This is a genomic window from Exiguobacterium sp. s56, assembly GCF_018618255.1.
Classification (GTDB): Bacteria; Bacillota; Bacilli; order Exiguobacteriales; family Exiguobacteriaceae; genus Exiguobacterium; species Exiguobacterium chiriqhucha.
Window position 1 is genome coordinate 11,739 of the sequence record NZ_JACSLR010000021.1, and the last position, 21,031, is coordinate 32,769.

The 21,031-nt window shown below is 54.3% G+C and carries 24 protein-coding genes and 2 riboswitches; of the genes, 10 read left to right on the forward strand and 14 right to left on the reverse strand.

Features of this window, described 5'->3' with window-relative positions:
* Positions 1–27 precede the first annotated feature (27 nt).
* Together KNP71_RS14690 and KNP71_RS14695 are read right to left on the reverse strand one after the other, a co-directional pair.
* A complete protein-coding gene (locus KNP71_RS14690) occupies positions 28–1,008 on the reverse strand; it encodes a zinc-binding dehydrogenase (RefSeq protein WP_214802400.1) in 981 nt (326 codons plus the stop codon).
* A gap of 2 nt (positions 1,009–1,010) precedes the next feature.
* The gene (locus KNP71_RS14695) at positions 1,011–1,502 is read right to left on the reverse strand and encodes a lactoylglutathione lyase family protein (RefSeq protein ID WP_021066026.1); all 492 of its coding nucleotides are present in this window, start codon (positions 1,500–1,502) and stop codon (positions 1,011–1,013) included.
* Between the two features lie 117 nt (positions 1,503–1,619).
* On the opposite strand from KNP71_RS14695, the gene KNP71_RS14700 reads away from it, so the two are divergent.
* A complete protein-coding gene (locus KNP71_RS14700; protein ID WP_021066025.1) occupies positions 1,620–1,925 on the forward strand; it encodes a winged helix-turn-helix transcriptional regulator in 306 nt (101 codons plus the stop codon).
* Positions 1,926–1,951: 26 nt separating this feature from the next.
* Here the strand turns inward: KNP71_RS14700 and KNP71_RS14705 are convergent, their stop codons facing one another.
* Positions 1,952–2,332, reverse strand: a complete 381-nt coding sequence (locus KNP71_RS14705) for a VOC family protein (protein WP_214830977.1) — start codon at positions 2,330–2,332, stop codon at positions 1,952–1,954.
* A gap of 79 nt (positions 2,333–2,411) precedes the next feature.
* Between KNP71_RS14705 and KNP71_RS14710 the strand changes: the two genes are divergently transcribed.
* Complete coding sequence (locus KNP71_RS14710) at positions 2,412–2,897, forward strand: GNAT family N-acetyltransferase (protein WP_214830979.1); 486 nt, start codon at positions 2,412–2,414, stop codon at positions 2,895–2,897.
* 9 nt (positions 2,898–2,906) lie between these two features.
* Here KNP71_RS14710 and KNP71_RS14715 read toward each other — a convergent pair whose 3' ends face one another.
* The 5 genes from KNP71_RS14715 to mtnK are packed head-to-tail and all read right to left on the reverse strand — an operon-like array spanning position 2,907 to position 8,534.
* The gene (locus KNP71_RS14715) at positions 2,907–3,908 is read right to left on the reverse strand and encodes an ABC transporter permease (protein WP_214830981.1); all 1,002 of its coding nucleotides are present in this window, start codon (positions 3,906–3,908) and stop codon (positions 2,907–2,909) included.
* 1 nt (position 3,909) lies between these two features.
* Positions 3,910–5,283 (reverse strand): sugar ABC transporter ATP-binding protein, encoded by a 1,374-nt coding sequence (locus KNP71_RS14720; RefSeq protein ID WP_214830983.1) that lies wholly within the window; start codon positions 5,281–5,283, stop codon positions 3,910–3,912.
* Positions 5,283–6,359 (reverse strand): sugar ABC transporter substrate-binding protein, encoded by a 1,077-nt coding sequence (locus KNP71_RS14725; RefSeq protein ID WP_214830985.1) that lies wholly within the window; start codon positions 6,357–6,359, stop codon positions 5,283–5,285. The genes KNP71_RS14720 and KNP71_RS14725 overlap by 1 nt, the downstream gene beginning before the upstream one ends.
* On the reverse strand, positions 6,352–7,386 hold the full coding sequence (mtnA, locus tag KNP71_RS14730) for an S-methyl-5-thioribose-1-phosphate isomerase (RefSeq protein WP_214830987.1): 1,035 nt from the start codon (positions 7,384–7,386) through the stop codon (positions 6,352–6,354). Before mtnA ends, KNP71_RS14725 begins: the two co-directional genes overlap by 8 nt.
* The gene (gene mtnK, locus KNP71_RS14735) at positions 7,383–8,534 is read right to left on the reverse strand and encodes an S-methyl-5-thioribose kinase (RefSeq protein WP_214830989.1); all 1,152 of its coding nucleotides are present in this window, start codon (positions 8,532–8,534) and stop codon (positions 7,383–7,385) included. Before mtnK ends, mtnA begins: the two co-directional genes overlap by 4 nt.
* A gap of 81 nt (positions 8,535–8,615) precedes the next feature.
* A riboswitch (SAM riboswitch) is annotated at positions 8,616–8,718 on the reverse strand.
* A gap of 205 nt (positions 8,719–8,923) precedes the next feature.
* A riboswitch (SAM riboswitch) is annotated at positions 8,924–9,025 on the forward strand.
* 69 nt (positions 9,026–9,094) lie between these two features.
* Here mtnK and KNP71_RS14740 point away from each other — a divergent pair.
* The 4 genes from KNP71_RS14740 to KNP71_RS14755 are packed head-to-tail and all read left to right on the forward strand — an operon-like array spanning position 9,095 to position 12,060.
* Positions 9,095–10,252, forward strand: a complete 1,158-nt coding sequence (locus KNP71_RS14740) for a 2,3-diketo-5-methylthiopentyl-1-phosphate enolase (RefSeq protein ID WP_029594593.1) — start codon at positions 9,095–9,097, stop codon at positions 10,250–10,252.
* Positions 10,249–10,899 carry a 2-hydroxy-3-keto-5-methylthiopentenyl-1-phosphate phosphatase gene (locus KNP71_RS14745; protein ID WP_021066016.1) on the forward strand — a complete coding sequence of 217 codons (651 nt, stop codon included), beginning with the start codon at positions 10,249–10,251 and terminating at the stop codon, positions 10,897–10,899. The genes KNP71_RS14740 and KNP71_RS14745 overlap by 4 nt, the downstream gene beginning before the upstream one ends.
* A complete protein-coding gene (locus tag KNP71_RS14750) occupies positions 10,896–11,513 on the forward strand; it encodes a methylthioribulose 1-phosphate dehydratase (protein WP_021066015.1) in 618 nt (205 codons plus the stop codon). The genes KNP71_RS14745 and KNP71_RS14750 overlap by 4 nt, the downstream gene beginning before the upstream one ends.
* A 13-nt stretch (positions 11,514–11,526) precedes the next feature.
* Positions 11,527–12,060: a 1,2-dihydroxy-3-keto-5-methylthiopentene dioxygenase gene (locus tag KNP71_RS14755; RefSeq protein WP_021066014.1), complete on the forward strand. Its 534-nt coding sequence runs from the start codon at positions 11,527–11,529 to the stop codon at positions 12,058–12,060.
* A gap of 37 nt (positions 12,061–12,097) precedes the next feature.
* On the opposite strand, the gene KNP71_RS14760 is transcribed toward KNP71_RS14755, so the two are convergent.
* The gene (locus tag KNP71_RS14760; RefSeq protein WP_021066013.1) at positions 12,098–12,931 is read right to left on the reverse strand and encodes a TerC family protein; all 834 of its coding nucleotides are present in this window, start codon (positions 12,929–12,931) and stop codon (positions 12,098–12,100) included.
* Positions 12,932–13,198: 267 nt separating this feature from the next.
* Between KNP71_RS14760 and folE2 the strand changes: the two genes are divergently transcribed.
* The gene (gene folE2, locus KNP71_RS14765) at positions 13,199–14,107 is read left to right on the forward strand and encodes a GTP cyclohydrolase FolE2 (RefSeq protein ID WP_214754495.1); all 909 of its coding nucleotides are present in this window, start codon (positions 13,199–13,201) and stop codon (positions 14,105–14,107) included.
* Positions 14,108–14,143: 36 nt separating this feature from the next.
* Here the strand turns inward: folE2 and KNP71_RS14770 are convergent, their stop codons facing one another.
* The 4 genes from KNP71_RS14770 to pta form a co-directional block, all read right to left on the reverse strand.
* A complete protein-coding gene (locus tag KNP71_RS14770) occupies positions 14,144–14,332 on the reverse strand; it encodes a hypothetical protein (protein ID WP_125317988.1) in 189 nt (62 codons plus the stop codon).
* The gene (locus KNP71_RS14775; protein WP_021066010.1) at positions 14,308–14,607 is read right to left on the reverse strand and encodes a rhodanese-like domain-containing protein; all 300 of its coding nucleotides are present in this window, start codon (positions 14,605–14,607) and stop codon (positions 14,308–14,310) included. The genes KNP71_RS14770 and KNP71_RS14775 overlap by 25 nt, the downstream gene beginning before the upstream one ends.
* Before the next feature lie 36 nt (positions 14,608–14,643).
* Complete coding sequence (locus KNP71_RS14780; RefSeq protein WP_029594590.1) at positions 14,644–15,363, reverse strand: DUF2711 family protein; 720 nt, start codon at positions 15,361–15,363, stop codon at positions 14,644–14,646.
* 77 nt (positions 15,364–15,440) lie between these two features.
* The gene (pta, locus tag KNP71_RS14785; protein ID WP_029594589.1) at positions 15,441–16,430 is read right to left on the reverse strand and encodes a phosphate acetyltransferase; all 990 of its coding nucleotides are present in this window, start codon (positions 16,428–16,430) and stop codon (positions 15,441–15,443) included.
* A 338-nt stretch (positions 16,431–16,768) separates the two neighbouring features.
* Between pta and hemQ the strand changes: the two genes are divergently transcribed.
* Positions 16,769–17,542: a hydrogen peroxide-dependent heme synthase gene (hemQ, locus tag KNP71_RS14790; RefSeq protein WP_021066007.1), complete on the forward strand. Its 774-nt coding sequence runs from the start codon at positions 16,769–16,771 to the stop codon at positions 17,540–17,542.
* Positions 17,543–17,781: 239 nt separating this feature from the next.
* Here the strand turns inward: hemQ and KNP71_RS14795 are convergent, their stop codons facing one another.
* A complete protein-coding gene (locus tag KNP71_RS14795; protein ID WP_021066005.1) occupies positions 17,782–18,717 on the reverse strand; it encodes an ATP-grasp domain-containing protein in 936 nt (311 codons plus the stop codon).
* 154 nt (positions 18,718–18,871) lie between these two features.
* Here KNP71_RS14795 and KNP71_RS14800 point away from each other — a divergent pair, with 154 nt between their 5' ends.
* Positions 18,872–20,368 (forward strand): potassium/proton antiporter, encoded by a 1,497-nt coding sequence (locus tag KNP71_RS14800; protein WP_029594587.1) that lies wholly within the window; start codon positions 18,872–18,874, stop codon positions 20,366–20,368.
* Positions 20,369–20,481: 113 nt separating this feature from the next.
* On the forward strand, positions 20,482–20,925 hold the full coding sequence (locus tag KNP71_RS14805; protein WP_021066003.1) for an Hsp20/alpha crystallin family protein: 444 nt from the start codon (positions 20,482–20,484) through the stop codon (positions 20,923–20,925).
* Positions 20,926–21,031 lie beyond the last annotated feature (106 nt).

The window sequence follows — 21,031 nt, forward strand, 5'->3', positions numbered from 1 at the left end:
CCCTGTCCGTAGACAGGAGGCCATCAGTTAGTCGCGCATGCGGACGATTAATTTGCCGCGCACTTTGCGTGTTTGTAGCTGTTCCAAACCATCTTTTAACCGTTCGAACGGCAAGACGTCCGTGACGAGGTCGTTCAATTCATCCGCCTCGAGCAGCTTCATCATCTCTTCGGCCATATAGGACAAGTTACGGATGGCCCGCTCGTTCTCACTCGCATGGGCCGCACCGAGGGCGACTTCATGAATCGAAGGCGACAGCGTGAACCCTTTCATGTTCGACATGTCAGGTGGACCGGCGATATAAGCGAGCTGTCCGCTGAATGCGAGTCGATCCAAATCGGCCGTCGCCACGTCGCGTCCGACCGTGTTCAAAATCAAGTCGACACCGCGACCGTCTGTCAGTTCCATGATTTTCTCCGTCACATCCTCGACGTTGTAGTCGATGGCGACGTCGGCACCGAGCGATGTGACCCAGTCAAAGTTTTCCGGCGATGCGGTTGTGAACACTTTGAGCCCAAGTTTTTTGGCAAGTTGAATCGCGTAACCACCGACTCCGCCCGCTCCGGCGTGGACGAGAATCGTCTCTTTGTCGCGTGTGTTCAACTTCTGCATGATAGCCTCATACGCTGTCATGCCGGCACAAAGGATGGCCGCAGCGGCCTCGTCGCTCACTTCAGGCGGGACGACGGCACAAGCACGCGCGTCGACGACCGCATACTCGGCGAAGCCGCCGTTGTTTCCAAGACTCGTGTGGACGGCGACGCGTGAACCGGTAATGATATTGGCGATGCTCGAACCGACTTCGACGACTTCCCCGACCAAGTCGACGCCGAGAATGTGTGGGTACGACCAGTTCGGGTTGCCGTTCGTGCCGACTTTATAATCGACCGGGTTCAAGGCGACCGCTTCGACTTTGATGAGCAGTTCACCCGCATCTGGTGTCGGTCGCTCCACCTCACCGATGTGTAGATGTTCTAATCCAGGTTGATCAAGTAGCCAAGCCTTCATGCTCAATACGCTCCTTCCGAATACGTCAGTTCATAGGAATGCGAGTAGATTTCGACGAGGTTGCCGAACGGGTCTTCACAGTACACCATCCGGTACGGTTTATCGCCCGGGTAATATTCCCGAATTGGCATCCGTTGTTTTCCGCCATGGGCGACGATTTTCTCGACGAGTCCTTCGATGTCCGGGTCTTGGACGCAATAGTGGAAAATACCCGTCTTCCAAAACTCGAAATTGTTCTCCGGCTTCTCATTGTTCGGGAACTCGAACAGCTCGATGCCAATCTTATCGCCGGTCGACATGTGGGCGATTCTGAAGCTGCCCCAGCCCGGTCCGAACACGTCCGTGCACATGACACCGATCGGCGAGTCGTCTTCGACGACGTCTGATGGTTGCATGATGGTGTACCAGCCCATCACGTCCTCATAAAATTTAACTGCTTCCGTCACACTCGGGACCGATAGTCCGATATGTGAGAATGTACGTGGATATGTCACTGTCATCCGCTCCTTTTTGTTTGCTCAATTTGATGGATAACGATACGATACCTTCATCGCAGCAATAAAAAAAGTACGCACATTCAAGTAACTACCCGAAAGCGAGGCGAATTGAACATGACGACCCCGTTCCCTGTCAATAAGGCGCTCGACATCATCGGCGGTAAATGGCGGCCTCAGGTGTACTGTACGCTCGAGAACGGCCCGCGCCGCTTCTCAGAGATTCAGCGCGCCATCCCTGACGTCAGCCGTAAAGTGTTGACCGACCAACTCCGTGAACTCGAACAACTTGGCATGGTCCGCCGCATCGACTATTCGACCGAGAAACAGCTGCACGTCGAATATTCGCTCACCGAGGAAGCGTTCAGCCTACAGCCGGCGATGAAGGCGCTCTGCTCTTGGGGCGAGACACACGACGAATAAACCCTCGCCATCCGGCGAGGGTTTTGTCATGCGGCGAATAGACTGATGAGGTTTCCATCCGGGTCGATGACGATGGCATAACGTTGCCCCCAGAACGCATCCCACGGTTCGCGATGTGAGGCATAGCCGTGCCCGACAATCGCTTCATAGCACGCATCCAGTTCATCCCGACTATCGCACAAGAAGGCGAGTTCGATCCGGTGCCCCGTCGCCGGTTTCCATTCCCCATACACCGATTCGGCCACTTCGACCGTGTCGAAGGCGAGCCGGACACCGCCGTCATCGATTTCGACGTGCGCTTCCCCATCCATCGCTTCCGGGATCGACAGGCCGAGCAAACGGTAAAAATCGAGCGCCCGTTTCATGTCTTCGACGACGATGCCAATCATATCTAGCTTGATTCCCATGTGATCACCTCATTTTCCAAGTTGGTGGTGCTATGATGAGTGTAGCACTACATCCTGCTCGTGAAACGAGGAAATTCAAATGACCCATCAATTCGCTGTCCTGACCCAGCCACAGGCGGAAACGATCGCCTACACGTGGCACTACGAAGGCGAGTATGCATTTTATGATATGGAGGCTGATCAGGACGATATGGCCGAATTTTTAGACGCCGAACAGCGCGGACAGTCGGTGTTCGCCATCACCTCAGACGAGGAATTGGTCGGCTTCGTGAGCGTCGCGCAACCGGATGCTGAAACGGTCGATATCGGGCTCGGCATGAAGCCCGATTTGACCGGGAACGGGAGCGGACGAGCGTTCGTCACATCGATTCTCGACTTCGTCAAAGCGACGTACTCACCTCATCGCATCACCTTGTCCGTCGCCGCCTTCAACGTGCGGGCAATCCGTGTCTATGAGGCGTGCGGGTTCACGCAGACCGGTTCGTTTCAACAACCGACGAACGGTAGCACGTTCACCTTCATCCAAATGGAACGTCAAGAAAGTCCTCAGAACCAACCGTTCTGAGGACTTTTCCTATGTGAGCTGCTTCTTTTGGATGTATGACAAGCCGAGCGCCGCTATCAAAATTGTGCCTTTGACGATGTCTTGGGCGTAATATGGCACGTCCCACATCGTCAGTCCGTTCAGCAAAATCCCAATCAAGATGGCACCGATCAACGTACCGACGACGTTCGGTCGTCCGGTCCCGAAGACGGCGTAGCCGATATAGGCGGCCGCGACGGCGTCCATCAACAGCGGTGCCCCGGCCGATACTTGTCCGGTACCGATGCGTGACGCCAAGATGATACCGCCGATGGCCGCGAACAGACCGCTCAACACGTACGCGTACAGTTTGATCCGTGTGACGGCGATGCCGGAGCGGCGGGCCGCCTCGACGTTCGAGCCGACGTAATAAAACTCGCGTCCCGTCTTCGAATACGTCAAAAATAGATGGGCTCCGGCGAAGAAGAGAATCATCAAGATGGCGACGAATGGAACGGGACCAATCGAGCCTTGGCCGATGAAGAGGAACGACGGGATGAATCGTCCCGGTGCCGTCCCTCCTTCAATCGGCATGTTGTCGTAGATTGAAAAACCTTTCGTATACGTCAATTGGACCCCGTTGATGACGTACATGATGGCGAGCGTCGCGAGCAAATCCGGTAACCGGAACTTGATCGTCACGAGCGCGTTCAACAGCCCGACGAGCACGCCGAGGGCAATCGGGACGAGCAAAGCGACGAGCAGTTCTTGACTATGTAACACGAGACTCGACGCCGCCCCGATTGTCGCGAGGCTCGCCGTCGAGCCGACCGATAAGTCGAATCCGCCGACGATGAGCGAGAACGTCACCCCGAGGGCGAGAAGCGAGACGATTGACACGGACTTGATGATGTCGCTGAAGTTCGCGTACGTCAAAAATTGGTCGTTCGTCATGCCGAAGACGGCGATGAGTGCGAGAATCGCGAACAACGTCCCGTATTGACCGATGCCACTGAAGCGTTTCGTGCGTTGTTTGATGACGAGTTGGGCCATGTTAAACCCCTCCTTTCTGTTGCCAACGGCCGCGGTCGAGCCAAAGCGTCCGGTTGGCGATCAATTCTAGTTCATGCGGTTCACTCGACGTAAAGATGACAGTCTTTCCACTTTTCGCGAGGCGGGTGACGAGTTCATAAATATCCCGTTTCGCCGTCACGTCGACGCCTTTCGTCGGTTCGTCTAGCAAATAGACGTCCCGGTCCTCGAGGAGCCATTTGCTGAGGACAACTTTTTGTTGATTCCCCCCGCTCAGCTCTCGGACCGGTTGCCCGACCTGGTCGTATTTCACACGGAGCGAGGCCAAGACGCGCGTGACTGCGTTCGCCTTCCCTTCGATCGCGAGGACGTTCCGTTCAATCGAATCGTCGAGGAAGAGTCCCTGTTTTCGACGTTCTTCCGGTACGAGGGCGAATCCGGATCGGACCGCCTGACGCGGTTCGCGAATCTTGATTGGTTTCCCGTCCAACGTCATCTGTTGTTCAACGCCGGAGAGACCGAATAGCGCCTCGATCAACTCCGTCTTCCCGCTCCCGGTGACGCCGCCGATGCCGACGACTTCGCCTTTATACGCCGTGAACGACAACCTCGTCCCGAACGTCGGTAACGTGAGGTCTGCCTGAATCCGGATCTCGGTTTCAGGAACGGCTTTCTCTACCGCCTCTGCCATGTCAGATCCGCTCAAATACGTATGGATATCCCGTTCTGACAACGCCTGAAACGGCCCTTCGTAAGCGATGCGCCCATCCCGGAGGAACGTCGTCGTCGTGGTGATGCGCGACAGTTCGTCCGATCGATGGGTGATGAGAAGAATGCCGACGTCCTCTGCTGCGAGCGACTGCAGTAATGTGAGCAGTGCCGCCGCATCATCCGTCGACAAGGCGGCCGTCGGTTCGTCGAGCAAGAGGTAAGCCGCATCACTCGCGAGCGAACGGGCAATCAAGACACGTTGTTTGACACTGAGCGGGAAACGCCCGACCGGTTCGGTCACGTCAATCTCTAGCCCGACACGTTCCAAGTAGGCAGCCGCTCGCTGTTTTAGTTCGCGAGGACGAATCCGCTCGACCGCCTGCCACGGCACGACGTTCTCATAAATCGGTAAATCGAGATAGAGCGCGTCATCGACTTCTTGCGACACCGTGATGACCCCGCGGCGAATCGCCTCGGCCGGTGTGAATGTGACCGCCGTTTCGTCGAGCTCGACCGTCCCGGACGTCGGGATGATGGCGCCACTCAACAGCTTCACGAGCGTACTCTTTCCGGCCCCGTTCAATCCAAGCAATCCATGAATCTCGCCACGTCGGAGCGTGAAGCTGACATCGTCGAGCACGGTGACGTCGCCATAGCGTTTCGTGACGCGTTCGAGCCGTAACATCAGTCCGTCCCTTTCATCCAGTCCGACCAGGCCGCGTCTGATGCGCCCCAGTTCGGGACGTATTGGCCGAGGTCGTCCATCGTCACTTTTTCGTCCGGCAAGACGTCACGGTCGACGAGATATGGGTCGACCGAATGAATCGACGGCGTCTCTTCACCCGCTAATTTTTGATACGCGTAACGGACTTGGATCCGTCCGATTTCAGCCGGATCGGTCGCCGCCGTCACTTTCCACGGGCTGCCGTCCTCTTGCATAAGTTGAAGGTCTTCGTCACTCAAATCGATGCCATAGACCGAAATTTCATCGCGTCCGGCCTGTTTGATGGCACGGCTCGCCCCTTTGGCGAACTCGTCCCACATTGCGAATACGGCATCAATCTCGCCTTCCGGATACTTCTTCAAAATCGCTTCCATCTGGCTCTGTGTGTCGAGCGCCGTATTGTTCGTCGCCGAACCGAACTTGGCGACTTCCGTAATGCCTGGGTAGCGTTTCAAGAACGCATCATAAATCGTGTGGCGTCGTTCCATCGGTGTGAAGCCACCGACCCAAATCGTGACGATTTTGCCTTCGCCGTCCAAATCTTCAGCGAGTGCCTTGAGCGAACGCCAGGCGAGCGAATAGTCGTCCTGGTCGATGACCGTCACCCCGTCGTTCGTCAAATCGTTGTCGAACGCGACGACTTTGATGCCTTTGTCGAGTGCGCGTTGGACTGGTTCTTTCAATGCATCGGCGCGGCCATGGTCAATCAAGATGACATCGACGCCTTGCGTCGTCGCCGTGTCGACATAGCTCGCCATCTTCGATAGGTCGTTGTCGGCGTTGTACACTTTCACGTTGCCGCCGAACGATTCGACTTGTTCCGTCACCCCGTTGATATACTGCGACGAGAACGTCCCGATCGACATCTGCATGATCAGGGCGACATCGATATCTTTCGGCAACGTCCCGTTCGAGACCGAGACGGGTTTCGTCTCCGGCGTCTTCTCGGCCGGCTTCGATGGGGCCGCTTGCTCGTTCGTGCAACCGACGAGCGCCAAGACGAATGTGAATAACAAAATCAATAGTTTTTTAGACATGAATCGTTCCCCCTACATGATATGTGATGGCGGTCTCTGTCGGCTCGAACACACCCGCCTCGGTGATGAGTCCGGTGATGAGGTCGGGCGTGGTGACGTCGAACGCCGGATTGAAGACGGTGATGCCGACGGGTGCCGTCGGTTGACCGCCGATATGTGTCACTTCTGACGGGTTCCGCTCCTCGATCTCAATCGTGTCGTCCGCCGTCAAATCGAACGTCGAATGCGGCGCCGCGACATAGAACGGAATGCCGTAATGTTTGGCGAGGACGGCGAGTTGCAACGTGCCGATTTTATTGGCGACGTGCCCCGTCCGTGTGATGCGGTCGGCTCCGACGATGATGGCGTCGACTCGTTTCGACTGAATCGTCCAAGCGGCCATATTGTCGGTGATGAGCGTCACGTCGATATCGGCCCGGTCGAGCTCCCAGACGGTGAGGCGTGCCCCTTGCAGGAGCGGTCGCGTCTCACAGGCGAAGACGTTGAAGGATACGCCCCGTTCTTTTCCGACGTAAAACGGGGCGAGTGCCGTCCCGTAACGCGATGTCGCGATGGCACCGGCGTTGCAAATCGTCAACACGTTCCCCCCGGCCGGCAATACCGTCAGTGCATGCTCGCCGATGGCCCGATACGTATCGACGTCCCGGTCGTACAAAGCGATGGCGCGGCGTTTAATTTCCTCGGCAATCGCCTCAAAGTCGTCCCCGACATTTAACGCAAGGAGCGATTCGATCACGTTTTGCAGATTGACCGCCGTCGGCCGGGTCGCAATCAAACGGCGTCCGACGAGGTCGAGCCGACGTGTGAAGTCCGGGTCGTCGACTAACCGGCCTGCCTCTTTGGCGAGGACGAACGCCCCGAAGTACGCGATGGCCGGAGCGCCACGGACTTGGAGCGTCTCGATGGCATGCTCCGCTTGTTCGAGCGTCTCAATCGTCACGTAACGCTCTTCATGCGGCAACAACGTCTGATCCAATACGATGAGTTCGTCCGTCGGCGGATGGAAGCGGATGTTTTGGACCGTCATACGCGCACCCCCGACAGAAGCGTCACCAAGTCGTCAATCGACTCGACGCTGTGGCGTTCTTTAATGAGCGCCGTCCCGAGGGCGAGCGCGTCACGTTTCCGTTCGAGCCGCGTCGCTTCCGGCAACGTCTCGAGATCGGCGACACCGGCGAGCCCGACGGCACGGCGGATGAGTTCGCAACCGGCGTAGCCGATCGTGTCACTGAAGACCGTCCGCAACAACTCGTCGACGAAACCGTCCGTGTTGAACGGCTCGACGGCGCGCTCAAAGTTGGCCCGGAATGTCTTCTCGAACGTCTCCCACACCGTCAAGACGTCCGTGAAACGTTCGAAGCGTTTGAGCGGGTCATGCAACGTCGACAACGTCAAATGGGCGATGATTTGACCGAGGTCGAAGCCGAACGGCCCGTAAAACGCGAACTCTGGATCGATGATTTTCGTCTCTTGTTGGGTCGCGAAGATGCTGCCCGTATGTAAATCCCCATGCAGGAGCGCCTCATGTTTCGTGACGAACCCGACTTTCAATTTCGTCACCTCGACCTTGAGCGCCTGGTCCTGCCAGAGGCGTTCGACGTCTTCTCGAAGCGCCGCCTCGATGTTGTTCGACTCCGCGTCTTTGAACGGGTCGGTAAAGATGAGCTTCTCCGTGATGTCGCACAGTTCCGGGTTGTAATAGTCGCGTTCAATCCGCTTCTTCGCGATCGGTCCAGCTGCGTAATCCGACGTCGCAAACAGCGTCTCGCCCAAAAATTCACCGACATGACGGGCGAGTTCCGGGTAGCTCTCCCCGTTCAAATAGCCGGTGCGGACAATCTCATAATCAGATAGATCTTCTATAATCGTGTAAGCGAGTGTCCGGTCGCTGCCAAGGACAGCCGGGACGAACCGAGGCGCGACAGTCGCAAACTCACGGAGTGCCAACTGTTCAATCCATGCCCGCTCGAGCGTGAGCGGCCAGCTCTCACCGACGACTTTGGCGTATGGGAGCGCTTGTTTGACGATCAGGCGCTGTTCGCCTTGGCGAATCCGAAACACGAGATTCAAGTTGCCGTCCCCGATCTCCTCGCACTCGGCGATTCCTTCTTGCAAGTATCCTAATTGACGGACGTGCTCGACGACGGTCTGTTCTGTAAATGGTTGATATGACATGATGTTTTCCCCTTCCTGTACGTTGCCCACAAAAAAAGCCCCTTTCTCCGCGAGAAAGAGGCACAGCCAAAATGGTTGTTCCTCTCATCTGTCAGACATTCGTCTGGTGGATGTAGCACCGTGCCTAGTGGTCGGTTGCTGCGGCGTCATCGGGCCAATTCCCTCTGCCAACTCGCGATAAGAGTGTGTTATTCGATTCGGTGAACTTATGTGATGAATATTACGGACTCGACGTCACGATTGTCAACGTCATTTTCTCGACGCAACTCCGTCTTTTTTTGTGCATATATGGAAACAACTTCCCAAAATATTTTTTTTGGAAAAAAAGGAATTGACGACATGATGATTCTGTGCAAAAATTCAATTAAATTTCACAACTTCAAATCACATTCTTATCAAGAGCAGACGGAGGGACGAGCCCGATGATGTCGCAGCAACCGACCAGAGATGGCACGGTGCTAATTCTTGCAGCGAAAGCTGAGAGATAAGAGTTCATTTTTTATGATGACCTCTTGCCTCGGCATGGGGTCATTTTTTGTTTGCCTGGAAGGAGGAACCATATGAGTATCACTGCCACATATGAAATCAAACGAACGGACGCGGTCGCGACCGTCGCCGACAAAATCGCCCTCGAGCTGACGGTCGGTACTTGGACGGAGCTGCCTCACTTAGAGCAAGAGCAGTTACAGGCGTATCGCGGTGAGGTCGTGTCGACCATACATACGGATACGACGAGCCGCTTCACAATCCGCTACCCGTTACATAATGTCAGCCCTGACTTTTCATCCATCTTGACGACGACGTTCGGGAAACTGTCCCTCGACGATTCGATTCGGTTAATCGATTTGACGTTGCCCGAGACGCTCGCCCCTCATTTCAAAGGCGCCAAGTTCGGGGTCACTGGAATTCGCGAGTTACTCGGTGTTCATGATCGCCCGCTCGTCATGAGCATCTTCAAAGGTGTCATCGGCCGTGACCTCGCGTTTCTCGAGCAGCAACTCCGCGATCAGTTCGCCGGAGGCATCGATATCGTCAAAGACGACGAGATTTTATACGACAACCCGCTCACCCCATCGCTCGAACGGGCCCGGATCGGAGCGGACGTCATTCAAGCCCACTTCGAGGCGACCGGGAAACGTGTCCTCTACGCCATCACGCTGAGCGGCCCCGTGTTCGGTCTACGTGACCAGGCGCTCCGTCTCATCGAGGCAGGTGCGACAGCGCTCCTGTTCAACGTCTATACGTACGGTCTCGACGCACTGCGCGAACTTGCGAACGATTCAGACATACGCGTCCCCATCTTGGCACATCCGGCCTTTGCCGGCGCCTTGACCGGATCAATCAGTCATTCGCTCTTACTCGGTAAACTCCCACGCCTCGCCGGGGCCGATTTAACGCTCTTCCCGTCTCCGTACGGCTCCCTCGCGACACCGCGTGACGAGGCGTTCACGATTCGTGACCAGAGCGCCGAACCGCATTGGTCGAAACCGATTTTACCGGTCCCGTCAGCCGGGATTCATCCAGGACTCGTCGCCGATATCATTCGTGATTTCGGGACGGATGTCGTCATCAACGCCGGCGGTGGCATTCACGGACACCCGGACGGCGCAGCCGCCGGGGCTCGTGCTTTCCGACAAGCGATCGCTCACGTTCTCGGCCAAACCGAAGGACAGACGGACGAGCTCGATACCGCGTTGAAGGCGTGGGCGTCACGATGACGGTCCATATCCTCTGCGACTTCGACGGGACGATCACGGCGGAAGACAATATTATCGCGTTGATGAAGGCGTTCGCCCCGCCGGCTTGGGTCGAGTTGAAAGATGCGGTCCTCGAGCAACGGATTTCGATTCGCTCCGGTGTCGGTCAACTGTTTCAACTATTGCCGAGCGCAGATGCCCCGGCCTACCGTGATTATTTGTTGGAGCGCATCACGCTCCGCCAAGGGTTCCCGGCATTTTTAGAAGAAGTTCGGGCCCATGGCTGGAAGTTTGACGTCGTCAGCGGCGGGATGGACTTCTTCGTGCAGCCGGTCTTGGACGGGCATGTCGCCCCCGAGCATATCTACTGCAACGTCGCCGACTTCTCCGCTGAGACGGTAACCGTCGCTTGGCCACACGCTTGCGATGAACAATGTACGAACGATTGCGGCTGTTGCAAGCCGACGCTCGCTCGTCGCATCGTCAATCCCGCCGACCGCTTGATCGTCATCGGCGACTCAGTGACCGACTTCGAGGTCGCGAAGCGTGCCGACTTCGTCTACGCACGAGGTCAACTCATCACGCTCTGCGAAGCGGCAGGCATCCGTTACGCACCGTTCGAGACGTTTGACGACATCACCCATCACTTGAAGGAGGTGGTCGTATGAGCCTTGCGACACGTTGGCTTGAACTCGCCGACATTAAAGACGAACTCGCCGCCCGCGACTGGTTCCCCGGAACGAGTGGGAATTTGGCGATTCGCGTTTCCGACGATCCGCTCGAATTTCTCGTCACGGCGAGCGGACGCGATAAACGAAAACGAACACCGGAAGACTTTGTTCACGTCGATGCGGCCGGACGCTTGATCGGCGAACAGACAGGAAAACCATCCGCCGAGACGCTGCTCCACGTTGAAGTGTTCAATCGGACGGACGCGACGTGTTCGCTCCATGTCCATACGGTCGACAATAACGTCATCTCCGAGCTCCATGCTGCCACCGGCGAAGTCGTCTTCACCGGCCAAGAGATCATCAAGGCGCTCGGCTACTGGGACGAGGACGCGGTCGTTCGCGTGCCAATCATCGAGAACCATGCGGACATCCCGACGCTCGCGGCCGCCTTCGCCCCTCACATCCACGCAAGCGCCGGTGCCGTTCTCATCCGCAATCATGGTATCACCGTCTGGGGCGAGACCCCGGACGCGGCCAAACGCTATTTAGAGGCTTACGAATTTTTGTTCAGCTATACATTAAAACTACGCGCCCTAGGCGTCCATTCATAAGGAGGAACCAACCATGGCAACTGTCTATTTCCAACAAACCGAAGAGCGTTACGTCGATCAAACTGAAGTGAGTGCCTTTTTAGAGTCTCGCGGGATTCTGTACGAACAGTGGGACATCACAAAGCTCCCGGAAAACCTGCAAGAGAACTATCAGTTGACGGACGAGGACAAACAAGCGATTTTGTCGACGTTCCGTGACGAGATTCGCGACGTGTCGGAGCGACGTGGCTATGAGACGGCAGACGTCATCTCGTTGTCGGATGCGACGCCGAACTTGGACGAACTGCTCGTCAACTTCCAAAAGGAACATCACCACACAGATGACGAGGTCCGCTTCATCGTCAGCGGCCATGGCATCTTCGCCATCGATGACGCCGAACGTGGCTATTTCAACATCGAGCTCAACCCAGGCGACCTCATCTCGGTGCCGGTGAACACACGCCACTACTTCACGCTCCAAGACGACCGCAAAGTCGTCGCCGTCCGGATTTTCGTGACGACCGAAGGCTGGGTGCCGATTTACGAGAAGCAAGACGTGACAGCATGAAAAATGGTCTCTCGCCCAAAGGTGAGAGACCATTTTTTTAATGTTTGGCAGCGGCTGTCGGTTTTGAAGAGAACCAACCCCATACCGCGATACCGACCATGACCGACCAGAAGAACACGGTCCACGCCGTCGAGTGGACGAATCCGTCCGGAAGACCCATGAATTCGAACGGTGTGCCGGCAATCAATTTCTTGAAGCCAGGGTGTTCAAGCACGAGCACCGTCAACTTCACACCGACCCAGCCGACGATGATGAAAGCAGCTGTTTCGAGTGATGGGCGTTGATGCAACAGTTTGACGAAAATTCGAGCAGCGAAACGCATCAAGATGACCCCGATGAGTCCACCTGTCAAGACGACGAAGAACTGACCAGAGTCGATCCCACCGATTTCACCGAGACCGAGTGGCGGCAAGCTGACCGCGAGCGCGACCGCTGCGAGAATCGAATCGACCGCGAAGGCGATGTCGGCAAACTCGACTTTAGCAACCGTCCACCAGAATTCTTTCTTCGTGACCGGCTTCTCTGTGACAGCCGTCTCTTCTTTCGCCTCAGCAGCGAGATCTTGTTTCGGCTCTAGCTTGCGGGCCTTATAGGTCATATACAGATGTCGTGCACTCATTCCGATCAAGTAAAGCGCACCGAGCGCCTGGACTTGCCAGACGTTGATCAAGAATGAGATTAGGAACAATGCGATGAAGCGGAAAACGAACGCTCCAAGCAAGCCGTAAAATAGTGCCTTCTTCTGTTCCGTCCGCGGCAAGTGCTTGACCATAACCGCCAAGACGAGTGCGTTGTCTGCAGAAAGTAGCCCTTCTAGACCGACGAGTACGACAATGATCCAGGCGTACTGCAGGATTAACTGCCAATCCATTAAAACATCCCCTTTTTCTGTTGTGTTCCTTCATATTTAACAGTGATCTATTTTTTAAATTCACAGGAACATTTTATTCCCGATTTAACACGAAATCAATCTTCTTTTCTTCAATTGCTGAAGTTTTTTTATTTGTGAGGACATGCAAAGCACGTTCAAAGCATGTTCAGAGAGCAAAATGGTACCCGGTCGATGTACATTTCGTGATAAAATCCTAACAAGAACGAGTGGCAGTCATTTGCCCTCTCAAAAAAGGAGAATCCGATTATGTCTACAAGCCATGTCGCTTTACCTACTAAAGCAGAACGACATAAATTATTCGGTTCGGTCCCGCCCATCAAAGGCACGAAACCAACTGAAAAAGAACAAATGGTCGATCTACAAAACACACCAAAAAACTTCTTGTTCGCGCTTGACAGCGTCGGCATCTCAAACGTCAAACACCCAGTCAACATCGAGACGCCAGACGGCATCCAAGCGACGGTCGCCACGTTCGAGTTGACGACTTCGCTCGTCCAAGACCGTAAAGGCATCAACATGTCACGTCTGACAGAACAGCTCGACGCGTACCACACGCAAGGCTGGACGTTATCGAACCGCTCGCTCATCGAGTTCGCGCAAGAACTCGCCGAGCGCATGGAACAGACGGAAGGTCAATTGACGGTCCGTTACCCATGGTTCTTTAGCCGTAAAGCCCCGGCCACAGGTCTCAGCGGTCTCATGAATGCGGACGTCATGCACAACGTGACATATAACTTAGAGACTGGTATGGCGAGCGTGACGGTCGGTCTCGTCATCAACGTGACGACGCTCTGCCCATGCTCGAAAGAAATCAGCGAATACAGCGCCCACAACCAACGCGGCTACATCACGATCGAAGCCGGTCTCGATGAAGCATCGCTCGACGGTTTCGACTGGCGTCTCGCATTGCTCGAGGCGGCCGAGTCGAACGCATCGGCCCCGCTTCACCCTGTCTTGAAACGTCCGGATGAGAAGCGTGCCACGGAAATCGCCTACGAAAACCCACGTTTCGTTGAAGACATGGTCCGCTTGATCGCGGCTGACTTGTACGAAATGAAACAAGTCGTCAATTTCTTCGTCGAATGCCGCAACGAAGAGTCGATTCACCAACACGATGCGATTGCTTCAATCACATTCGATAAGCGCGATAACTAAAAACGAGTGAAGCCTGTGCGGGCTTCACTCGTTTTTTTATAGACTTTGGACGAGCCGAATCGTCAACATCATGACGATGACGATGAGCCAGACAGCCCAGACGAGCCGCCACTTGTCCCCATCGACTCGTTTGACGAACGTATAGACGGTCAAATAGAGTGCGATTAACAGCGGGATGACGACCCATGGATTGTCGAGCATCACGCCTCGATATCGCCGTCCCACGCGAGCATGCCGCCTTCGACGTTGACGACCTTATAGCCTTCCGACTCCAAATAGTCGCATGCCGTCACACTGCGGCCGCCTGAGCGGCAGATGACGTGATAAACGTTATCTTTCGCGAGCTTGTCCGTGACGCCAGGAAATTCAGACAGCGGATAGAGCGGCACGTGCGGGATATGGCCCGCGTCGTACTCGTCTTGTTCGCGCACGTCAATGATATGGAGCGTTTCGCCGTTCTCAAGCTTTTCACGTAATTCAGTTGCATGGATGTTTTGCATGGTAGTTCCCCCTTAATAGTGTTGTCCCCTACTAGTTTACCTCAGTTTTCGATCAAGCAAACTCCAATTGATTGTCGTGTTTTCATCACAATAGAAGCCTTCGAGTTCGCACCGCTCGACCACCTGCTCGACCCAAGCTCGGCTGCCACAAATCAACGTGAAATGGCTATCCCAAGGCGGTACGATGAGCCAATCATGTTGATGTCCGAAGAACGTCCGATGCCGCATCCCCCACGTATCGGAGGTTAGCGTCTCCCGAATGTTGATGAGATGCCGTTCCGTGCAGAACTCGTCTCCGCTCCACATCCACTCTTCTCCCATCCCAAGAAGTGCTCGTAACACCTGATTCTCTAAAAGATTCGACAGCTCCCCTTCGCCTGGTGGAAGTACGTTCTCGCGATTGCAAAATTCGATGATTCGATTCGCACCTTCTTGATCTTCGGCGTGCGGTTTCAGCGCCGCAATCATCGTCCGGAGTGCGTGATCGATGCGTTTGATGTCATCGAAATCAAGTCGGCGGCGCATATCTGCCCATGTTATGGCCCGAAATTGCTGTTCGACCTCGTTTTTATCCAACTCGACATAACGGTCAACCGCGGTCGGGTCGTCTTGCGGGACCAGAAACGGATGAAACACGACGAATACTGTTTCGAACACCCCTTTGTAATACGTTTTAATTGGATAATCATCCCCGCCACCGAACATGGCGTACCGATGCCCTTCCGGCAATGTGATGATGCCTTCCTCTTCATCCATTTCCTCGCCCCCTTTTCCAATAGTTTACAATGTGACCACAAAAAAAGCATCCTCCGCTCAGGAAGGATGCTGCTGACTTACGCTTCGTTGCGCTCGTCGATGGCTTGTGCCGCTGTGATGAGCGTCAATTTATAGACGTCCTCTTCGTTACAGCCACGCGACAAGTCGTTGACCGGCTTGTTGAGACCTTGAAGGATTGGTCCGATCGCTTCGAATCCGCCGAAACGTTGAACCATCTTGTAGCCAATGTTTCCGGCTTCGAGGCTTGGGAAGACGAAGACGTTCGCATTTCCGGCTACTTCAGAGCCTGGTGCTTTCTTCGCCGCCACGCTCGGTACGAACGCCGCATCGAATTGAAGTTCGCCGTCGATTGGAAGGTTTGGCGCCTTCTCTTTGGCGAGACGTGTCGCTTCGATGACTTTTTCTGTCTCTGGCGACTTCGCTGATCCTTTTGTCGAGAAGCTGAGGAGCGCGACTTGCGGCTCGATGCCGAACGTCTTCGCTGTCAACGCTGACAAGTAGGCGTTCTCGGCGAGGTCAGCCGCATCCGGTGCGATGTTGATGGCGCAGTCCGAGAAGACGTACTGCTCGTCGTCACGTACCATGATGAAGACGCCTGACGTCTTTTTGATGCCTGTTTGCATCTTGATGATTTGAAGGGCCGGACGGACCGTATCGGCAGTCGCATGCATCGCACCTGAAACGAGACCTTCTGCTTTTCCTGTGTGGACGAGCATCGTACCGAAGTAGTTCACGTCTGACGACAACAATTCACGTGCCTGTTCCGGTGTCGCTTTACCTTTGCGGCGCTCAACGAACGATTCGACGAGTGTATCGATGTCTTCGTACGTCGCTGGGTCGTATTGCGTCAAACCTGAGATGTCAAAGCCGTGCTTCGAAGCGACCGCTTCGAGTTCAGCTTTTGGTCCGATGACGATCGGTTCAACCATGCCATCATTTTTCAAACGGACAGCGGCACCGAGGACGCGCTCATCGATCCCTTCTGGGAAGACGATGGTCGGGCGAATCGGGCTGACTTTTTGTTTCAACGTGTCAAATAGTTTCATAGTGAATGAACTCCTTTTCGATTAGAAGAAATCGGATTTTTTCTCTCTCGGACGCTCTCGTCCATATGCGAGTTTTATTATACACAGTACGATTTTTAAAATAAACTATTCTGCCCATTTCGTCATAAATCGCTTGAAATCAATCATTATATGAATAGAACAGTTTACCATTTCCGACTGATACAGCCCATGGTGAAGCCGTTTTCAAAAATCTTGCTCCCTATCTCTTTACCCCGCCCGGAGTGTGACTATCCTCACGGCGGCGTCAAATTTGCCAGACGGTCAAACGTGTATGGTAAAATAGTCAGCGAAGCCTAGTCTCGAAAGGAGTTTTTTTAATGTCAGAACGTCCAGCACCGACAACCGAAACGCAACACGCAGCCGCCACGTTAGACGGTTGGTATACGCTCCATGATTTCCGCTCCATCGATTGGACTCGTTTAAAAGCAGTCGACCCAACCGCCCGTCAAGAGATGATTGACGAGTTCGTCGCCTTCCTCGGCTCACTCGAAGAGGTCGAGACACGCGGTGAAGGAAGCCATGCCTTTTACTCGATCCTTGGTCAAAAGGCGGACGTCGTCTTGATGGTCCTTCGTCCGACGTTCAAAGAGCTCGAGCAAGTCGAACTCGCTCTTCGGAAGACGAAATTGTACGATTACATGATTCCAAGCTATTCATACGTGTCTGTCATCGAACTCGGCATGTACCGAGGTTCTGGAGACGGTGACCCGTACGAGAACCCTCACATTCGGGCCCGCCTCTATCCGACACTCCCGAAAGCGGCCCACATCTGCTTCTACCCGATGAGCAAGGCTCGTCGCGACGGGGACAACTGGTACACGTTGTCGATGGATGAGCGCAAAGACCTCATGTATCGCCACAGCATGATCGGCCGCAGCTACGCCGGCAAGATTCAACAGTTCATCGGCGGTTCGACCGGTTTTGACGGTTGGGAGTGGGGCGTCACCTTGTTTGCGGAAGACTCGCTCCAATTCAAAAAGATCGTCTATGAGATGCGTTTTGATGAAGTCAGTGCCAAATATGGCGAGTTCGGCGACTTTTATGTCGGGAACATCCTTCCAAAAGAAGAACTCGGCACATTCCTCGGGTAAACGAGGTTTACGCTATCATGCCCTCGGGAATCATTGTTGTAGAAGCAACATAACAATGATCAATGAGGTGAACAACGATGCGCGTGTTCAAGGAATCAGATCGAGACACTGCGAAACGTTTAGATTCGTTCATCGAACGAATGGCACCGACAGCAGAACTAGTCCAACTTCGATTTGAACAACAATTACAACATACACAGCGAAAGGGTCAGGCAAAAGCCTGACCCTTTCTTCTATCTTTATTTCGTTGTGACCGCCAAGGCGTCCCCAAGGAACGTCGCAAGTTCGAGCATACCGTACTGCCCCGCTTTCGCTTCGGCGTCAGAATTATAGTTCGTGTTCGTGTTGACGTCATACGCGTAGACGTTCCCGTCCGCGTCTTCGATGATTTCAATCCCGGCGACCGCAATCTCGTTCTTCTGGAGGAACGTTTCCAACTGTTCGATGATTGGGTCATTGAATCCTTCGACGATTTCAAACTTCGCCGGTGGTGTCTCGCCGACCGGGCAAAACTGGTCTTCAATCGAGCAGGCGTCGGCCGGACAGAGTTCGAAACCGTCTGACGTATCGACACGCACCGCGTAAACGAATTTACCACCGATGAACTCACAGCGTGTGATGTACGGTTTGGGCGCCTCGATATATTGTTGGATGAGCGTTATCCCGTCAATCGATTCCTCGAACGTCGGACCCTCGACGTATGCCTTCAACGCATCGATCGAATGGAACAGTTGAACACCGAGTCCTTTGCCGGCTCGGTTATGTTTCGTGATGAACGGCGTCATCCCGAGCTTCTCGGCCGCCTCGATGATTTGCTTCTTCCCGACGGCTGCCACTGTCTTCGGTACACGAATGCCTTCTCGTTGAAGCGCCGTATACTGATTGACCTTGCTCACTTCGAGCCGAATCGCCCGCGTCCCGTTGAAGACGGTCCGTCCGTTCGCTTCGAGCCATGCGAGCACCCCTTCCGTCAGTTCCGGCGCGTAGCGGTGACCCCGCGTATGCGACGACGCGCTCATCCGGTTGTAAAACACACCTTCCGGCGGTTCGCTCGCCAAGTCGATCGTCCCTTGATCGAGGTGCCACAGTTCATACGGCAATGATAATTCTTCGAGTCGTCGGACGAGATGGTTCGTCCATTCGTTGTTTTCATGGAGCACGTGAATTTTAGTCATGTGAATCCCCCTTTTTGATGCCCCTACTGTACCACATCTATATCCGATTATTCCAATGTGCATAATTCTCGATGCGTCATTTCTTAATTCATAACCATTTCATGGTATAATGAACTTAATAATACATGTAAATATCAACGTGAAAAAGGAAGTGATGTGTTTGACCGCACCGATTTTGAGTACTGATATTTTGATTTTATTATTCGGTCTGCTACTTGTCGCCGGCGTGTTGGCCACTCGCGTATCGACGCGTTTCGGCTTACCTGCCCTGATTTTGTTTATGGGCATCGGCATGCTGATGGGCAGCGATATTACTGGGCTGATTTTCTTCGATGACACCAACCTCGCTCAAATGATTGGGGTCGCGGCCCTCGTCGTCATCTTGTTCGAAGGTGGCTTACAGACGAAATGGTCGTCAATCCGGAGCGTGCTCGCCCCGTCCGCTTCACTCGCCACGATTGGCGTGCTGTTGACGACCGGGCTCATCGCTGTGGCCGTTCGTTTCGTATTTGGCTTCGACTGGGTGGAATCTTTCCTATTTGGCGCCATTATCGGCTCTACTGACGCGGCTGCTGTTTTCGCCGCCTTCAAAGGAAAGAATATCTCACCGAAAGTTGGTTCGACACTCGAAGCCGAGTCCGGCACGAATGACCCGATGGCGATGTTCTTGACGATTCTCGCCCTCGACTTCATGTTAAAACCCGACACGACGATTTGGGACGGTATTTGGATGTTCATCCTGCAAATCATTGTCGGCGCGTTCGTCGGTTACATGCTCGGAAACTTGTCCCGACTCATGCTCAACCATTTGCGTCTCGAGTCGAGTGGTCTGCACGCCGTCCTCATGATTTCGATGGCCTTTATGACGTATGGGGTCGCTGCTTACTTTGCCGGTAGCGGACTACTTGCCGTCTATCTCGCCGCGATGATTGTTGGGAATGCGCACACGGCCCATGAAGTGACAATCGTTCAATTCTCTAAGGCTTTGGCCTGGATCATGCAAATCATCATGTTCGTCATCCTCGGTCTGCTTGTCTTCCCGAGACAGTTGCTTGACCCCGAGCTCATCTGGAAAGGGTTATTGATTTCATTCATCCTGATGTTCATCGCCCGGCCGATTGCCGTCTATTTATCGACAATTAAGATGCAGTTTACCCACAAAGAAAAACTGTTTATCTCGTGGGCCGGACTGAAAGGCGCCGTGCCGATTGTCCTCGCTACGTTCCCGCTCATCGCAGGCATCGACAACGCCCAATTGATTTTCAACGCCGTCTTCTTCGTCGTCGTGACGAGTGCCTTGATTCAAGGAACGACATTAACACCGCTCGCGGCGAAACTCGATTTGCTCGGACCGGATAAAATTCGATCGCCCTATACGATCGCACTCGTCTCGAGCAAGCAATCGCAACATCAGCTCGTCCCTTACGTGGCGACCGAAGAATCATCAATGATTGGAAAAACGCTCGCCGATATCACCTTGCCACCGAACACGGTCGTGAATGCAATCGTCCGTCAAGACTATCTCATCCCGCCGACGGGCCAGACAAAAATCGAGCCAGGCGACTTGTTATACGTCCTCGCCTCGACGTATCGCCATGACCAACTCGATCGCAAGTTCGGGGAAGACGGGTTAGAGCGCGTCGAATTGTGATCCTCTTTTCTTCATCGAACTGTCACGTCGATTACGTTTATCCTTAGCTAAAAACGGACAGAGTAAAAGTGACAACACTTCTACTCTGTCCGTTTTTTGAAGGGGGAATTTGTATGTTCGATTTGACGCCATTCCGGAAGAATGAGCTCGAGCGATTGCGCAAAGATTTGTTCGGCGACGTCTTTGATCGGATGAATCAACTGTTCGATCCGAAAGACGGCGCGACGTCGTTCCTCGACTCGTTCAAACTCGACGTCCGGGACCAGGACGGCCAATACGTCATCGAGGCCGAGATGCCAGGTATCAAAAAAGATAACATTCACATCCGCTACGACAAAGACTATCTCATCCTCTCGGTCGACCAACGTGAAGAGAGGGAAGAAGACAAAGACTACGTCTATCGGGAACGCCGCGTCACATCGATGCAACGTTCACTCTATCTACCGAACGTGAAAGAAGATGCCATCAAAGCGAAACTGTCAGACGGCGTGCTCCACTTGACCGTACCGAAAGCCGATGACGGCTCGAGCACCCGCACCATTGAAATCGAAGAATAAATAAGGATCGTGCCGAGTGAACTGCTCCCCGTCAAGTAGACAGGGCAAATAATGAAAACCGGACTATGCGGCTTGAGACCTGTATTCGACAGGGCTCAAGCCGTTT

What these genes read in the sequence shown, in the direction of transcription:
- KNP71_RS14750 (WP_021066015.1), top strand. Translation starts at nt 10,896, where the DNA reads ATGAGCCTTGCGACACGTTGGCTTGAACTCGCCGACATTAAAGACGAA.
- KNP71_RS14720 (WP_214830983.1), bottom strand. Translation starts at nt 5,283, where the DNA reads ATGTTACGGCTCGAACGCGTCACGAAACGCTATGGCGACGTCACCGTG.
- KNP71_RS14705 (WP_214830977.1), bottom strand. Translation starts at nt 2,332, where the DNA reads ATGGGAATCAAGCTAGATATGATTGGCATCGTCGTCGAAGACATGAAA.
- KNP71_RS14740 (WP_029594593.1), top strand. Translation starts at nt 9,095, where the DNA reads ATGAGTATCACTGCCACATATGAAATCAAACGAACGGACGCGGTCGCG.
- KNP71_RS14710 (WP_214830979.1), top strand. Translation starts at nt 2,412, where the DNA reads ATGACCCATCAATTCGCTGTCCTGACCCAGCCACAGGCGGAAACGATC.
- hemQ (WP_021066007.1), top strand. Translation starts at nt 16,769, where the DNA reads ATGTCAGAACGTCCAGCACCGACAACCGAAACGCAACACGCAGCCGCC.
- KNP71_RS14700 (WP_021066025.1), top strand. Translation starts at nt 1,620, where the DNA reads ATGACGACCCCGTTCCCTGTCAATAAGGCGCTCGACATCATCGGCGGT.
- KNP71_RS14780 (WP_029594590.1), bottom strand. Translation starts at nt 15,363, where the DNA reads ATGGATGAAGAGGAAGGCATCATCACATTGCCGGAAGGGCATCGGTAC.
- KNP71_RS14805 (WP_021066003.1), top strand. Translation starts at nt 20,482, where the DNA reads ATGTTCGATTTGACGCCATTCCGGAAGAATGAGCTCGAGCGATTGCGC.
- KNP71_RS14715 (WP_214830981.1), bottom strand. Translation starts at nt 3,908, where the DNA reads ATGGCCCAACTCGTCATCAAACAACGCACGAAACGCTTCAGTGGCATC.
- mtnK (WP_214830989.1), bottom strand. Translation starts at nt 8,534, where the DNA reads ATGTCATATCAACCATTTACAGAACAGACCGTCGTCGAGCACGTCCGT.
- KNP71_RS14745 (WP_021066016.1), top strand. Translation starts at nt 10,249, where the DNA reads ATGACGGTCCATATCCTCTGCGACTTCGACGGGACGATCACGGCGGAA.
- KNP71_RS14800 (WP_029594587.1), top strand. Translation starts at nt 18,872, where the DNA reads ATGTGTTTGACCGCACCGATTTTGAGTACTGATATTTTGATTTTATTA.
- KNP71_RS14725 (WP_214830985.1), bottom strand. Translation starts at nt 6,359, where the DNA reads ATGTCTAAAAAACTATTGATTTTGTTATTCACATTCGTCTTGGCGCTC.
- KNP71_RS14755 (WP_021066014.1), top strand. Translation starts at nt 11,527, where the DNA reads ATGGCAACTGTCTATTTCCAACAAACCGAAGAGCGTTACGTCGATCAA.
- KNP71_RS14775 (WP_021066010.1), bottom strand. Translation starts at nt 14,607, where the DNA reads ATGCAAAACATCCATGCAACTGAATTACGTGAAAAGCTTGAGAACGGC.
- mtnA (WP_214830987.1), bottom strand. Translation starts at nt 7,386, where the DNA reads ATGACGGTCCAAAACATCCGCTTCCATCCGCCGACGGACGAACTCATC.
- KNP71_RS14760 (WP_021066013.1), bottom strand. Translation starts at nt 12,931, where the DNA reads ATGGATTGGCAGTTAATCCTGCAGTACGCCTGGATCATTGTCGTACTC.
- pta (WP_029594589.1), bottom strand. Translation starts at nt 16,430, where the DNA reads ATGAAACTATTTGACACGTTGAAACAAAAAGTCAGCCCGATTCGCCCG.
- KNP71_RS14690 (WP_214802400.1), bottom strand. Translation starts at nt 1,008, where the DNA reads ATGAAGGCTTGGCTACTTGATCAACCTGGATTAGAACATCTACACATC.
- KNP71_RS14795 (WP_021066005.1), bottom strand. Translation starts at nt 18,717, where the DNA reads ATGACTAAAATTCACGTGCTCCATGAAAACAACGAATGGACGAACCAT.
- folE2 (WP_214754495.1), top strand. Translation starts at nt 13,199, where the DNA reads ATGTCTACAAGCCATGTCGCTTTACCTACTAAAGCAGAACGACATAAA.